Here is a 15,900-nt window from a genome sequence, read left to right on the forward strand (position 1 = left end):
TTTACGAATTGGTTACTAGCACCCTTATGTTTATAACTAACAAACTATTACTTTTTAGTAATTTCTACTGCTTCACCAACTGAATTAAATTTAACTTCATATTTAGCAGTAGAGTTGAAATTATTACCAGCTGCATCAGTTAAAGGTAACCAACTAGCAGGTAAGTCAAACTCAACTGTAAATGTTTTAGATGCTAGTAATGCCGCTTTGCTATCATCAAATGTTATTACAAACTTCGCATCACTAGTAGTCGGTGCAGTCGGTGCAAAATATTCTGCTTGTTTAATAATGTTTGCAGTTAAGTTATCTGTTCCGACTACTTTGAATGCTTCTTTATACGGCACAGACGTTCCTACACCTGGAACTAAAGGTGTAACAGCATCATTATAGATAAAGTGTAAACCTTCTGTTAATCCTACAGTTACAACACCCGCAGTTACAGTTGGATTCCCTTTAATTGTTGGTGCATCTACATCTGTTCTTTCAAGAGGAGTTACTTTAAGAGTTTTATTTCCAGTAATGTTTACGGTAGCCCCGCTACTATTAAGTTCATCCACATAAGTAATAGTATAGTCAACATTTAAAGCTAAGTCTGTTAAAGCTGTTTCCTTAGATTCATATTTGCCTGCAGCTACACGGTTTAATGTAATGGTTTTTATTCCTCCAGTGCCGGTTGCTTTAACTTGAGCCGTAGTACCAGTTAAGTCAGCATCTTCAAGAGTTATTTTATTTGTAGCGTCACTTACAGTTACCCGACCAGTTGTTCCAGTTGTTCTATAAACTGTTTTATATTCAGTTTCAAATACAGTTTGAGTATATCCACCGGCTGGACGTTTCTCTAAGATATGGTCAACAATTGCAGGTTTATTAGTCGCTTTGATAAATGCTGGAGTTAAATTTGATGCTTCTAATGCGGCAAGGATTTCTGCTTTTGTTGTTGCAGCATTTATGCGATCAAGTGTTGAAGCTTGACCAGCGAATTGCACAGTTGCAGCTTTAAGTGGCAAGATTCCATTTGCTCCAGAAACGTTAACACTTACTGTATCTTGTGATGCAGAATTCACTTTAATTACTGCTTTACCAGTTACGTCTGCTTTTACCTTATAAGTTTTAGTAGTACCAAGATTTTGAGTTACTTCTAAAACGTCTCCATTTACATCTTTAACCGTAACATCACCAAATGTTGAAGTAACATCGAATGTTAGGTCATATGCTGGTCCTGGAGAATAAGGGAAACCATTTTGATCTTGAGATTGGTAAGTAATTGTTGCATCAGTATTCACAGTAGTGCTAGCTTTCGATACAGTTAAAACTGCATTTTTAACTTTAGCAGCTGTGAAGTAAGTTGTTTCAGCAACAGTTTGAACATCTGTTTTATCAAGTACAGGTGTTGTCGTACTTCCAGCGGTATTTAAGAATACTGTTGGTTTAGCAAAAGTATCTACTCCGTCACCTAATACCCGGAAACTAGCTTTTCCGTCTTTACCTACTATTACAGGAACAACAGCAGTAGAAGCATAAATATTTTTACCTGATACTACGAAAACTTTATCAGCATTTTTAATATTTCCAGTTTCAAAGAATACATGTGCTATAGTACCTTCAGTCGCCAATTTACCATTTTTGTCTGTTACTGTCACAGTATAATCTCTACCGCCCAAACCAGTGGTCTCTGGATCTTTTCCTAATGGATTCACAGAATATTGAGCAGAATATTGTTCACCTTCAGCTTTAACTGCTAATTGTAGAGCATTCTGAAGTGAGAATGTCACAGTAGGAGCGGCTACTTGTAAATCTGTTGCTGCATATTTTTTATTACTTGCAGTGGCTTCATAAACAACTGGAGTTACTGAAGTATCCGCACCAGTTACAGTAAATGTTGCCTCACCATCTTTATCAGTGAAAATTTCAACATATGAAACATCACCAGTAGTTAATGAATAAGGAGTTTTCCAGTTACCATATCTATCTAAAACATCTACTTTATTTACTTTATCTGGAGTTACATTATTATTTTCCTTAATAGCTACATAATATGATGTTAAAGCATCACCAGTAACTTTATAAGACTTTTTAGTATTGTTAGGAAGAGTATTTCCGGCAGTTATCTCAGAAACTGCTAAAGATTCAACAAAGTATACTTTTGCTGTTGAGGATTTAGAACGATCTCCTGTAGCATATACTATTACGTTATCATTAATTGCACTGTAACGAGTGTAAGAGTAGACTGCTTCACCATTTGCATTAGTATAAACCTCATCAGTGATTACAGGATTTAAAGAATTTGTTGATGGAATATTGATTGTTACAGGAATACCAGCTTTAGATTGGCCTTCCGGAACTGTTACAGTAGCTTTAACCGTTACTTCTTTACCAATTGTTCCTTGGATAGAAGGAGTAGTTACTTTAACCGCAGTTGGAATAACTGCAGAAATCCCTTTAAATAAGCCAAGTTTTTCTTCTCCAGATTTGACTGTGTATTCTTTTCCACCTTCTTGAGTAGAAGTTGTAAGAATGACAGTTTTGTCATCTGTTTGTTTTACAACAGCGTTAGTAACTGTTAATCCTTCGATTGAGAAGTCTTTAGCTTCAACGTCTTTCATTTTTTCTTTGTAAGTTAATTCAACAGTTGTAGCGTTAACTGCAGTGATTTTGCTTACAGCAGGGCTATTGGCTTTTTCGTAAGCTGCGTTGTTTTTCTCTACAGCTGCAAGAAGGGATTTAGCTAATTTTGTGTTTTTAGCTTTTAGTTTTGTAACTTCAGCTTTAACGCTTTCGATTAGTTCTCCAGCTTTTTTAACGTCTTTCTCGATAAGGAAGCCGTTTTCGATTTGTTTGTATGCATTGTAAACTTTCATTTCGTCGTTTACAGAATCAGCTAATTTTTGAGCTGGAGCAGCATATTTTTTAAGTAGCAAGTTACGAGCATCCGGGCCGTAGATTTTAGCTACTTTACCTTCGAAGCTAGCGATATCTTTGTTCAATACTGTTTGAGCAACTAGAACTTGTTTCGCTTTTCCAGCTTCAACAGCTTTAGTGAAGTTAGTTTGTGCTGGCTTAAGGTTTGTGTTCACAGCATTTACATATGCTTGAGCGCGATCAAGGAAGTATTTTTTACCGTCCAATTGTTTAGTGTAAGCCGTTTTTTTCGCTTTGCTTCCACCATTTTTAGCAATTTCGGCTTTAGCTTTGTCATAGTAGTCTTTAGCAAGAGCCGTCTGGTTTCTGATTGTTCCTGTTGCAGGAAGTTCACCGTTTTTAGCGGATTTATGATAAGTATCATAAGCTTTCGCCATTTGTTTAGTTGCTTTTGTGATCGCTTTGTCAACCGAGCTAGTTGCTGCCTCTGATTGTGTTGGTGCTACTGCTACGAATGCTGATGCGGCAATTGCAGTTGCCGTTGCTAATTTAATTGCTTTCTTTTTTCCCATGTTAGAAAATACTCCCTTTCAATATCTAAAGTAGTGCGCTTGGTACGACTCCCCAAATAGAGCAAATATCCAGCGGCTTACGAAACAAACTGTATTAGTTCTAATTAACTAAAACTTTAAGACTACCATTGGCCAGAAACCCAAATAAATAGTTCTATTAATCTACAAGGAAAATATTTAACTAATTACCAAATCATCCTTGCTAATCTATAATAATACAATTAATTTATAATTTCTACCTTTTTTTATATATTTTTTGGAATTTAAATTACAATTATCTTACATTATTTCATTTATAATACATTAAATGTTATAAAATATAGCTATTAATGCTTTCATATACCATTTTTACTACTACACATTCTTATAGTTATTAACCTACCAATTTACTAAACTTTAGAACCACTATTTGTTATTATATGTATTTTTTATCAAGGTTAGTAATAGGGATTTTATGAAGATACTTTTAAAACAATAGTTAAAACCAGTGTTCAAAATAACTTTTTATATACAAAAAAAGGCACCCGCGCTAAGCAGATGCCTTTCCTTGTCACTTCAAATATTTCTTCAGAACCGGCTTCATTTTATCACTTACCAAATGGCTGCCGCCCCGTCCTTTTACGTCTTCCATCATCCAGGCCATGATCAGCTCTGGGTCTTCTGTGTCCATGGCAACCAACCAACCATTTTCGGTTCCGCTGGAATTCTTGGATGCTTTGGTTTCAGCTGTGCCTGTTTTCGTAGCCAGCTTCACGCCAAGATCGTTTAAATCATGTGCGGTCCCTTTAGGATGCTCCACGACTTGTGTGAGCATCTTCGTGATTGTACTTGCTTGATCTGCAGAAATGATGTTTTCTTTCCATGGTTTCTTTTCCGCTTTATCGCCTGTCACTAAGGAAGGGGCCATGATGTTTCCTTCATTTAAGAAAGCTGAGTAGGTCAATGCCAAATGAAGGGTACTCATTTGGACTTGGGCTTGTCCATAGCTTGCATCAGCCAGGCGTCCCTCGCTATCGAGCTTTCCGATGCTTGATGCCTTAATCGGGTAGTCGAAGTTCAGGGACTCATCAAATCCGAAGTCTTGGAGCCCTTTTGAGAATTTATCTTTACCAAGTTTCAATGCTTGTTGGGCAAAGTAGATATTATCGGAATAGATGAGGGCCTTTTCCATATCAATTGGCACTCCTGGGTTGGAGACCCGTGTGATGGAATGGTCTTTCCAATTCGATTTGGCCCATTTTGTTCCTTGAATGCTGAGTGCCGCTTTAGGATCGATTCCATTTTTCAATTCAATCGCCGCCGTTAGTGCTTTAATCGTCGATCCCGGTGCAAAGGTTGAACTGAATCGGTTCAGTAGTGGCTTGTCTGGGTCTTCTTCCAATGCCTTTTGTTCCGCATTCGTGATGCCCAGTACATATTTGTTCGGATCAAAAGAAGGACTGGATACGAGTGCCAGCGTCTCGCCAGTATTCGGATCAAGTGCTGCCGCCGATCCCGCTTCGTTATCATATTGCTTGAAGATATCCTTTTGAAGCTCGGCATCGATTGTCAACGTGATCGTTTCGCCTTCTTCAGCCGGTTTCTCGGCGATGATTTTTTCCTCGCCTTCTTCTGTCTTGATGAAGATCTTGCCACCCGGTTTCCCTTTTAGGCGTTCTTCTAGAATTTGCTCGAGGCCACGTTTCCCGATCACGTCATTTGCGGTGTAGCCCTTGCCTTTTAATTTCTCCAGGTCTTCCGCTGACGCCTCCCCCACATAGCCGATTAAATGAGCAGTGGCTTTTTTATAAGGATAGATCCGTTCCTCGGAACTATTGGCAGAGACCCCTGGTATGCTTAACAGCTTATCCAAGGTCGCTGTCTCATCTGAAGAAATTTGCTTGATGGGCACGAAGTAACTAGGTTGCACCCATGATTGGTTCAATTTCTTTTCCACTTCATCCGTTGTCATGTTAAGAATGCCGGCCACCTGTTTGACGGTGGCATTTTTGTCACCCATTTTCTCTGGTACGATTCCGATTTCCGAAACCGTCCCATTCATCGCCAGACCGCGTTCCTTCCGGTCGACAATTTCGCCCCGGATGGCCGGATAGGATTCGACTGATATCTTTTCACCGGCTTTGAGGTCCGGGAAGATATAGCTTTCATCCCATTTAATGTACCAATTATCTTCTTTGTCTCTCTCTTCTTTGACAAGGGTCGCCTTATGGTCTGAACTCACAGCTCCCGCTAGCGTGTTCATATCGACGGTATAAGCCAATTTCACCTTTTCATCATCTTTATGTTCTTTTGCTTCTTCTTCTTTTGGCTGAGTATAGCCCACCTTGACTTGGTCGGCTTCAATTCCTTTATAGATCTTTTTATATCGTTCTGCAAATTCATCTGCACTGACTTGTTTCTTCGTATCAGCCGACAGATAATCATACATCTTCGCAAAATCTTGTTTATTCCATAGTTTCTTATAGGCCGCAAAGCGTTCTTCTGGACTAGGTTCTTCCGAGCACCCCGCCAAAAACAATACACTCATCAACAAACAGCCGAAAACTAATGCTAATCTTTTCATAATCTCCTCCTAGTGAACAGTAAGAATGATATCTATAGTTTATCAAAGGTTGGGAGGAAAAGGGGAAATTTGTAATGACACTTTCCCTCTTTTTACTATTTAAGATCATGAACACAAACAAAAGTCCTGCACATGTGCGCAGGACTTGATTGTTATAGCACTTTCTTTTTCCGGCTCTTTTGTTCTTGAAGCCATTTTTTCAAGAATAAGAAGCCCATGACAAAGGAAATGATCAGGCCGGATGATGTCACCAATACAGCCACCCACTCATACAGTGTGTAATTCATATAATCTTCCAACGTCAATTTCTTTTGCCAATCCTCTATATACAGGTTCATCCCGAATATGCCGGAGATGACTGTATAGATGGTAAGGATTTGCAACAAGTAGTTACTGCTTTTCCCGGATAGCTTATCTTGGTTTTGGTACAAGTAGGAAAGCGTTTCTTTCACTTCTTGATAGAGCGGTTCGATCCTGAATACTTCTTTCGTCATTTTGAAGAGCTCTTTCCCTGTGAAGGTGCTGTTCACTTCAGCGAACAAGTACTTCGCGGAAAACTCAGTGATCATGAAGATTAACAATTCCGTATCCGACTGGTCTTTTTCCACATCGATTTGGGAATGGTCATGAGCCAGTTTCAACAGGACTATTTTATAATAGAAGTAAAGCAGCATGGAATAGAAGTGTTGCCCGTACATTTCACTCGCAAGTTGGTTCTCTAGCTTACCTGTCGCTTTTGTGACACAGGCAAAATGCCCCTCGCTCGTGACATAATACGTTTCCTCCCCCCACCGATCGTACACCCTCTCCTTGTAATACTTATCAATATAGTTCGGGTTCAGGGCGCCGACATAGGGTTCTCCATCATTATCATACCCATTTAACTGACTCGTTCGGTATAAATCCGATTTGGTAATTTCCCGATCCTTCGGTAGGTTCGTATAACTGAGGACAAACATGCGTTCATCCACGAAGAAAGGCAAGCTTCCGAAGTAGGATGTGTGGTCTTCTTCATCATCTATATATTTCTCAGCAGGAGGGATTAACTCCTCGAAGATAAAATCTTTCACGTATCCATACTCATTATTCCTACAGCCGACCTTCATCTCGATTTCGTCTTCCGCAATGGGTTCGAGAATCCGGAACGTATCCGTGAAATAAAGGACATCATCATAAGGAAGGTTCTCAGGCAAGGTAACCCGGATATTAATCATCCCTATATGAAACGGGCAAATGTAGATATCAATGGAGTTGATTATAAAAGCCGTTTTTAAGAATGGCGAACGGAACGTACATCCCAGATCCATTTTCTTCGAGAAACGGCGTATGCCCTCTTTCTGTTTTGAACTGCTCGGAAACAAAATGGGGACAATATTTGGCATAAAGTATTGCTCCAAGTTACGATGGGAAACTTTATGATTGCCATAAAAATCGTCCTGCAGGTCCATATTATCCAGGTCCAAAAAGACAAAGTCATCCTTAAGCAACCGTTTGACAAACCCTTCGATTTTATTTCCTTCTAGCATGAACGGAAAAATAAATTGTTGGAAGGAGCGCTTCGTACGGTCGTTTTTTTCATTACTCATAGCCATATTTTTTTCCTCCGCCTTGACCGGGGTTCTCCGGTTCTCATTCACGTGCTCTTATTCACTTACCCCAGTTCTATCAAATAAAAACGAAGCATAATATGGTAAGAAAACGGACAAGCTTCTATTCCCCTCCACTCCTTATTTAACGGAAGGTAACTTCTGGTTTGAACAACCACAAAACGGGTACAAAACAATAAGAAGAATTTGGTAAGGGGGAGACAACGTGAAATCTGATACGAACAAATACCATTTCGAGTTATTAGAACGGGTAAAACCTACGGAAACAAACGACCGGAAGCGGATGAGCGAATTCATAAAAAAAATGAAAAACAATGCACAGAACTCCCAATTAACAAGCAAAAACTCATGACATATGAGATGTCATGAGTTTCTTTACGTTCTTAATATGCAACTTTTTTCTGATGATCTTGCCCCACGCAATTTTGAATGCCGATTACGTCCAAAAAGTGTTGAATTTTTTTCATAGAGCTCGCCTGGTATTCATCCACGATGGAAAACTCTTTTATATAAGCGATTTTTTCTTGACTACTCGGGTCAAGGAGTTCATCTGTATCTATATCATCCTGGTTGTATTTTTTCTCATTTGATTTCTTGCATGTGTAGACCACAGCTTCCCCAACCTTCTTGGCAGCCCTATCAAAATAGAAAGAAAATACAATGGCACATTCGTCATCATAAAAAGAGGGTTGAACTTTCATATTAATATCAATCATAATCCTTCCACCTCTCTCTGTTTTGTTACTCTTACTATAACAAACTTTCCTCATGCATCCATGTGTTCATATAGCCCCTCACGTTTCTTCCACATCTTCCTATGCCCCCTTATATTGACAAATCATAGCTAAATATAACTAAAGGCATATGCGTGAAAGAATATTTTAGATGAAGGCAAAAAAAAAGACACCCCTACTAAGAGGTGACAGAGAATTATAATCTAACCGTCTATATTATGCTTTCGCATGAACTGATGGTAACTCATGTACGCTTGGTAATTCAGTTACTGATGTTAAGCCACCAACAACTACTACAGCTACTAGAAGAAAGGATACCGCCATCCCTTTAAGACTTTTTTTCATGGGTAATTCCTCCTTATTTTTAAAAAAAATATTGGATTTAATAGAAATAAATTCTATAGTTGTATTTAACCATAGATTTATCAAATACGTTTTCGTTGTGTTGATACACATCATATAAAGAAAATAAATCATTCTTATTTATTCTTCTATTTTTCACTATAAATATAACTCTAGGCATATTTTAAGGAGAGTTAACATGGATTTTTCAGCAGTAGGGAAGAAAATAAAAGAACTCAGAAAACAAATTGGCCTTTCACAAGAGGAACTTGCAGAAGGAATTTGCACGCAAGCCCAGATTAGCAAAATCGAAAAAGGTGTTGTTTATCCGTACGCCACCACTCTATATATGATTTCCAGAAGGTTAGGTGTAGATGTTAATTACTTTTTTGATATAGGAATGACCCCTCGGTTAGACTATGTTCAAGAAGTCGCCCATCAATTGGAATTGACACGAAGGACCTTGAATTACCAAGATATGAGAGACATTGTTAAAACAGAGGAAAATAATCCCTTGTTCACGCAAAACAAGCAAAACCAGCAATTATTATTGTGGCATAAAGGGATATATGAATACATGATGAATAAAAACATGAATAAAGCGATAAAGCACCTAGAGGAGGCCATTGCTTTATCTGATATAACGGATAAGGTGTACTCTGAAAGGGAAATAGAATATCTGCTAAGTATGGGTGTAATATATTTCGAAGAACGACTTTATGAAAAAGCTCTATGTACATATAAATTAGCTCTTACACATATGAATCATCTACCATTTTTAAATGATAAAAAGATAAAGACCAGACTTTTTTATAATTCAGCACGAGTTTCCACCCGTTTAGAGGATTATGAATCTTCCATTATGTATTGTACAAAAGCGATCAAATGGTGTTTGGAAGAGTACCATATGTACCTTTTAGCTGAACTCCATTACCACCTGGGATATAACTACGAATTGCAAAATAACTATAAACAAGCAAAAAAATTTATGGAACGAGCCCGCCTCATATTCGATTTGCAAAAACAAAACCGTTTTGTCACCTTTATCGATGAGAAATTCAAAGTGTGGGAAGCTCTCGTAGAAACAAATTAATACTAAGCCATTCCTAATGCGGGAATGGCTTTTCACATTCCGACTACAAACATATTCCAAAACCTGTATACAACATTTCAAATTCCAAGCCCAAATGAAGTATAATAAAGAGATGACCTCGAAATGGGTGCCGGGAAATGGGGTCTGACCCCTTACCGAATGCTCCATACCCCTTGACTGGCAAAGGTTCTTTGCTTTTTGTTAAGTCTGGGAAATAGGGTCTGACCCCCGCATGACGTAGGTTTCATAGTTCTGTGGGGTTTGGAAGTAATGAAGGATTTGTGTGGGGTTGACGTGTTTGCTTGGTTTTCCTGTTTGGAAGACTTTGTAGCTGCTCCACTTATAATCGGCGGGGTTTTTGACGATATTGGCTTGTACAGGGTTTAAATGGATATAACGGCTCGTGGCAGTGAATTGCTCGATCGATTCGATTAAGACGGAATGGTAACGGCCTTGAAAGAGGTGACCATCATGGTCATGCCGTTTATTAAAGGAGATGGCATAGCGGGAATTCAGCTTATGCATAATATCACTAATCGGGTGTTGTTTCGTTTCGAGGAGAAGATGCACGTGATTCGTCATGAGGCAGTAGCTATGGAGTTCGAAGTAATACCTTTCTTTCGTTTCCTCTAAATAACGCAGGTAACGAAGGCGATCCTTGTCGTCTAAAAAAATATCACTGCGGCGGTTGCCGCGGCTAGTAATATGGTACATCGCACCAGGGTACCATATCCTCGGTCTACGAGGCATGAACATCATCCTTTCCTATGCCGGGAAATAGGGTCTGACCCCCATCCGGTGTTGTTAAAGTACTGATATATCAATGATAATACAAAAATATAATTTTGGGAAATGGGGTCTGACCCCTAAAGGTGACCCCAAAAAGGAGGAGAGTATGGAGCGGGAGTTGTTGTTTGTTGGGGAACGGCTGGCGGAGTTGTTGGAGGCCGGTGACGCGGATGATTTGGCTGTTGTGAATGAGGGTCTTCAGTTATATCGCCAGGGGCTCGTTGATCTGAAAGAGGAAGCGGAAGACTTGATTACCGCGGAGGTGCAGGATGGCACGCGCTTTAAGGCAAGGCTGAATTTGCTTTTCCCTCAGGATGGAAGCTGCACCTGCGATTCCAGGTTTATTTGCCGACACCAAATGGCCGTATTCTTCTCCGGATATTCCGAGCACGCCAGTGTGTCCGATTGGGTTAGCGAATGGAACGCGCCAAAATCCACACCTACCCAGGCTTTGCAGCAGGTAAAGCGGGCAAGTGAAATATTTAAACATACAAAGGAGAAATCCATCATTTTAGAAAAAAGCTATCCATCATGGAAGCAATTCGTGCACGATACCTTCACTGAGCAAGTGGAGCCTTATATAGAGGAACCGCCTTACATGATTGAGAATCATATACAGACTTTCTTTAAACGTCTCAGCTCCAAAACCCCGATGGAACGGGAATGGAAGCTGCTTTATCATTTTGTGACCCATTTTTGTACATTGCAGCTGACTATGAGAATGATCCAGCTACATAAAAGCAACACCCAAGCGGTCCGTGTCTTTTATGCGCTCGCCGCCGATTTGGCCGAAGAGCTTCATGAGACGGTGCAGCCACTGAGCAGACAGGCCCGTCCCTTTGCTTTTGACCCCTTCGTCTTTAGCATTAAGGAAGATGTAGCGAAGCTACTGGACGGCAGCGAAGGGTTGGAGTATGAAAAAATCGACCTCTACCGGGAAATCTGGAGCTACCTGTTCACCACATCTTCGTGGCGTAAAGAGGAGCTGAACCGAGTTCAGGAGGAACTGCCCAAGCAATATGCAGGCACGACGGAGCGCATTTCCTATACCCTGGCTACGATTCACCTATCTCTGATGGAGAATCAGGATCGACAAGCGATCGAGCTTCTCCACGAATTGAAGAAAGAAGCCTGTCCGTATATTTTTTATTGGCTGGAGTTCCTTTCCGATTCAGAGGACCGTACCCGGGCCATTCCTTTCATTGAATTCATCAACGCCCATGTTCAGGAATTCTTGACCGATCTATCCGATTATTATCAGCGGGTCGATTTTGTCCGGACTTTCACGACCCTGATCACCAGCTGTTGCTTTAAGTTGAAGCGGAATGATTTGCTTGAGAAATTCTTCCGGGCTACCCTTCCCCATAGCTATTGGAACTATGCGAACTTTCTTTTTGAACAGGGCCAATATAAAAAATGGGTGGAGATGCATATCTACTCCGAAATCAGCATTGACTTAATAAGCACTGAATCCATCAAGGAAGTGGTCTCGAAAGATCCGGAAGTGATGCTTCCCCTCTATTATCATGCGGTACAGGAAAAAGTGTCCTTGAAAAACAGACCAGCCTATAAACAGGCAGTCCGTTATTTGAAAAAGATGCGTACCATCTATAAAAAGATGAAAAAGGAAGAGGTATTCGAACGGTATATGCACTATGTAGTCGATTCGACGAAACGACTGCGCGCTTTTCAAGAAGAATTAAAAAGGGGAAAGCTAATCGATGTTTAATACAGGAAAATTAAAAATCAAAATAGCGGCTCTCGAAAATGGATCCTACGTCCTTGGTGTCGTCAATGAAGAGAATAGCTTCCTCAATACAAGTTACATTCGAAGACTGCTGTTCAACTGGGATGACGCCAGTTTTTATGGCACAAAAATGACGACAGATACAATAAACGAAAACCCTGTTTTCATTCTTGATGCCTGGGGACTGCTGAACTTTTTCGCGAAGGAAAGCTTTAACTCCTTTATAGAATGGGAATGGTCCGAGCTCTCATCCTTATGCCTATCCGCAGCCCCCGTACTTCATGAATCGATTGAAGCGGGGATTCCTGTGCCTGATTTCACGAATTTACAGTTGGACTCCATCGGCTGGAAACTGCCGGAAGAGGTCGAGGAAGAATTCCTTCCTTCCTTTTGGGAAGAGGAGATTCCTTTGGACCTACCTTCACCTGAAGTGGAAACCAATCGGACCTTTATAGAGAAATGGTATAATGGCGCCGCTAATATGTATTTGAAGACCTACTCGCCGATGCACAATAAATGGAGCGAAGCGGTTGGGGCCTTAAAAGATTCAAGGCTTTCTCCGGAAGAACTGCAGGCCTTTTTCGATCAGGACAGCTGGCAGGAATGGCTCGGTGTTAACCCGGATCCTAAACCCTTCACCATCGGTCTACGCTTAACCGAACCACCTGAAGGAAATGGCCCATGGAAGCTAGACGTCACGCTTCGCTCTAAAAAAGATGAAAGCATCATCGAAACGTATACTGGCAAGAAATTGCCGCGTGGCTGGAATAAGTACGCAAGTGAAGTCGTACGGGCGACGAAACGCTGGCAGCTCGTCGTCCCATGGATTGGGGAAAAGGGCCGGTTAAAAAGCGAGCTATCCGAAATCGATGCCTGGGAGTTTTTGACCGATGCAAGCGAAAAGCTGCTATTTCTCGGTGTCGAAATCCTCCTTCCATCCTGGTGGGTCGCTTTAAAGGAATCCTCCCTCAAAGTGAAGGCAAAAGTGAAAAGCCAATCGAATCGCGGCCCTTCCTACGTTGGGCTGAAAGCATTGATGGACTTCGACTGGAGATTCTCCCTGAACGGTAAGGAGCTCACTGAGTCCGAGTTCGCGGAGCTCGTCGATGAGAAGCGCAGGCTTGTCTATATCCGTGGGCAATGGGTCAAGCTCGACCCCGCTTTCATCAAGCAAATCCAGAACCTGATGGAAACGGCCAATGAAAAAGGCATCCAACTGACCGATTTGCTGCAACAGGAGCTTTTAAATAGTGAAGGGGAAGAAATCGAGGATGACCCGGAAAACGGCGAAATGCTCCGAATTCAATTCGAATTGAATCAGGAGCTTAGAAAAATGGTCGGACGACTGCGGGAAACCAAGAACATTTCGATCATGCCAGTCCCTGGGACATTGCAAGGTGATTTACGTCCCTATCAAAAACTGGGCATGAGCTGGCTTCTGTTCTTAAGGGAATATGGATTTGGCGCGTGTCTCGCCGACGATATGGGACTTGGGAAAACTGTCCAGATGATTGCCTACCTCCTTTATGTCAAGAATGCCGAAGCGACTGACAAGGAGCTACCTACCCATGAAGAAAAGGTGCAAACGAGCGAACCCATCATTGTCGATGAGGAAAGTGAAACGGAAAGCCCCGATGAGGTCGAAGTAATCACAAACCCGCCTGAGCATGTTCCTGTTCAGGCCGCGTTGATTGTCTGCCCTACATCGGTACTCGGCAACTGGCAGAAGGAACTGGAAAAATTCGCTCCATCACTCAAGGTTCACCTTCATTACGGTTCGAGTCGGTCCAAGGGTGATGCGTTCATTAAAAAAGCTTCTACCCACGACATCATCCTGACTTCTTATGGCCTGACCCACCAAGATGTGGAGGAATTGTCCTCCATCCATTGGAGCAGTGTTATCCTTGATGAAGCACAGAACATCAAAAACGCCCAAACGAAGCAATCCAGGGCAGTCCGCAAGCTTGATGGACGTCATCATATCGCCTTAACGGGTACACCGATGGAAAACCGCTTAAGCGAGTTATGGGCCATCTTTGATTTCATTAACAAAGGCTACCTGGGAACGCTTGGTCAATTCCAGGAAAAATACGTGACCACCATCGAACGGGAAGAACAAAAAGATAAAATCAAAGAGCTGCAACGCTTAATTCAGCCCTTCCTGCTCCGTCGGACAAAACGGGATAAAGATGTCGCATTGAACCTGCCTGATAAGCAGGAACAAAAAGAATTCGTGCCGCTCACCACCGAGCAGGCTTCATTATATGAACAGCTAATCAAGGATACCTTTGCAGACATCGAGCAGTTGTCCACCTTTGAACGCAAAGGGATCATTCTGCAGATGCTGAATAAACTGAAACAGCTCTGCAATCACCCTGCCCTTTATCTAAAGGAAACTGAAAAGGAAAACATCATGATGGCAGCTAGCCGATCCGGGAAGCTTGAGAAGCTAACGGAAATCGTGGATGCTGTCCGCGAGCAGGAGGAAAGCTGCCTCATTTTCACCCAATACATCGGTATGGGGAACATGATGAAAAAACTGCTTGAAAAACGCTATGGCTTTGAAGTTCCCTTCCTGAACGGAAGTGCGAACAAGAAACAGCGTGATGATATGATCACCCGCTTCCAAAATGGCGATTTCCCAATCTTCATCCTTTCGTTGAAGGCTGGGGGCACAGGCCTGAATTTAACGGCGGCAAACCATGTCATTCACTATGATCGCTGGTGGAATCCTGCGGTTGAAAATCAAGCCACTGACCGTGCCTACCGCATCGGGCAACAGCGGTTCGTTCACGTTCATAAATTGATATGTACCGGGACGCTTGAAGAAAAAATCGATCAGATGCTCGACAAAAAACAGGCACTGAACGATGAAATCATCAGTAGTGATAACTGGATTACAGAACTTTCCACTGATGAAATCAAGGACCTCGTCTCTCTTCACTAAGTTTTTCTAGTTAGACCACTCAATAGCTTTCCTGATTAATCGGGTTTCAAGCTATGGGTGGTTTTTCTTTTTGTGTTCCAATCTTTCGGATTCACTATAAAAAAAGATTGGTAATTTCCATGACTGATCATGATATGCTCCAATGCCGTTGTAAGCGCTTCACCTTTATTGGGCAAATATCTCTCTGAGCGTTCTTCAATGATGACCTTTTCTCTATGGGGATCATATGTGATCGAAGTCTTAGCCATATCCTTTTCAAAAAGCGAAAGGGTTACATCCGGAATAAGCGGATATTCTTGATAAGATGAATCGTGCCGGGGTTCCTTTTCAAATGGAGAATTAGCAAGTTGAAGTGCATCAAAGAAACTCGTTTTTGCTAGTGACCTATCATACTTTTCATATTTAACTGTAATACCACGACCATATTCCTTCGTAGTCAGACCTTTTTTAAAATCCATTGATTTCCTCCTCTTATTTAGTTCCATATACCTATTTCGGTACCATCTTTTTATTTTCCTTCTCTATTTCAAAAAAAGAATGCTTCTCATGGATTACGTTATAAGCAACGTAATAATCCATAAAACGTGTGAAAGGGTGCATACGCAGCCTCAACATAAAGAAAAGCAGCCCCCTCTGTAAAAAGGGAG

At 41.2% G+C, this 15,900-nt stretch carries 11 protein-coding genes; 4 read left to right on the forward strand and 7 right to left on the reverse strand.

The window, feature by feature from the left end:
* Positions 1 to 47: 47 nt before the first annotated feature.
* From ACIQXR_RS05405 to ACIQXR_RS05415, 3 genes are all read right to left on the reverse strand, one after another.
* Positions 48 to 3,431 carry a hypothetical protein gene (locus ACIQXR_RS05405; protein ID WP_403079679.1) on the reverse strand — a complete coding sequence of 1,128 codons (3,384 nt, stop codon included), beginning with the start codon at positions 3,429 to 3,431 and terminating at the stop codon, positions 48 to 50.
* Between the two features lie 550 nt (positions 3,432 to 3,981).
* Positions 3,982 to 5,994 carry a penicillin-binding transpeptidase domain-containing protein gene (locus ACIQXR_RS05410; RefSeq protein WP_403079681.1) on the reverse strand — a complete coding sequence of 671 codons (2,013 nt, stop codon included), beginning with the start codon at positions 5,992 to 5,994 and terminating at the stop codon, positions 3,982 to 3,984.
* Between the two features lie 152 nt (positions 5,995 to 6,146).
* Positions 6,147 to 7,586 (reverse strand): magnesium transporter CorA family protein, encoded by a 1,440-nt coding sequence (locus tag ACIQXR_RS05415; protein ID WP_403079682.1) that lies wholly within the window; start codon positions 7,584 to 7,586, stop codon positions 6,147 to 6,149.
* 220 nt (positions 7,587 to 7,806) lie between these two features.
* Between ACIQXR_RS05415 and ACIQXR_RS05420 the strand changes: the two genes are divergently transcribed.
* Positions 7,807 to 7,953 (forward strand): hypothetical protein, encoded by a 147-nt coding sequence (locus ACIQXR_RS05420; RefSeq protein WP_402870450.1) that lies wholly within the window; start codon positions 7,807 to 7,809, stop codon positions 7,951 to 7,953.
* A gap of 31 nt (positions 7,954 to 7,984) precedes the next feature.
* Here ACIQXR_RS05420 and ACIQXR_RS05425 read toward each other — a convergent pair whose 3' ends face one another.
* Entirely contained in the window at positions 7,985 to 8,317 is a 333-nt protein-coding gene (locus ACIQXR_RS05425; RefSeq protein WP_402870447.1) for a hypothetical protein, read from the reverse strand.
* Between the two features lie 234 nt (positions 8,318 to 8,551).
* Complete coding sequence (locus ACIQXR_RS05430) at positions 8,552 to 8,680, reverse strand: hypothetical protein (protein WP_402990422.1); 129 nt, start codon at positions 8,678 to 8,680, stop codon at positions 8,552 to 8,554.
* A 196-nt stretch (positions 8,681 to 8,876) separates the two neighbouring features.
* Here ACIQXR_RS05430 and ACIQXR_RS05435 point away from each other — a divergent pair, with 196 nt between their 5' ends.
* A complete protein-coding gene (locus tag ACIQXR_RS05435) occupies positions 8,877 to 9,770 on the forward strand; it encodes a helix-turn-helix domain-containing protein (RefSeq protein WP_403079684.1) in 894 nt (297 codons plus the stop codon).
* Positions 9,771 to 9,971: 201 nt separating this feature from the next.
* Here the strand turns inward: ACIQXR_RS05435 and ACIQXR_RS05440 are convergent, their stop codons facing one another.
* Positions 9,972 to 10,520, reverse strand: a complete 549-nt coding sequence (locus tag ACIQXR_RS05440; protein WP_402954803.1) for an REP-associated tyrosine transposase — start codon at positions 10,518 to 10,520, stop codon at positions 9,972 to 9,974.
* A 145-nt stretch (positions 10,521 to 10,665) separates the two neighbouring features.
* Between ACIQXR_RS05440 and ACIQXR_RS05445 the strand changes: the two genes are divergently transcribed.
* Positions 10,666 to 12,288, forward strand: a complete 1,623-nt coding sequence (locus ACIQXR_RS05445) for a hypothetical protein (protein WP_403079686.1) — start codon at positions 10,666 to 10,668, stop codon at positions 12,286 to 12,288.
* Complete coding sequence (locus ACIQXR_RS05450) at positions 12,281 to 15,253, forward strand: DEAD/DEAH box helicase (RefSeq protein WP_403079688.1); 2,973 nt, start codon at positions 12,281 to 12,283, stop codon at positions 15,251 to 15,253. The genes ACIQXR_RS05445 and ACIQXR_RS05450 overlap by 8 nt, the downstream gene beginning before the upstream one ends.
* 35 nt (positions 15,254 to 15,288) lie before the next feature.
* Here ACIQXR_RS05450 and ACIQXR_RS05455 read toward each other — a convergent pair whose 3' ends face one another.
* Complete coding sequence (locus ACIQXR_RS05455; protein WP_403079690.1) at positions 15,289 to 15,711, reverse strand: hypothetical protein; 423 nt, start codon at positions 15,709 to 15,711, stop codon at positions 15,289 to 15,291.
* Positions 15,712 to 15,900: the final 189 nt, after the last annotated feature.

Source organism: Peribacillus sp. NPDC097224 (assembly GCF_044761985.1).
Classification (GTDB): Bacteria; Bacillota; Bacilli; order Bacillales; family DSM-1321; genus Peribacillus.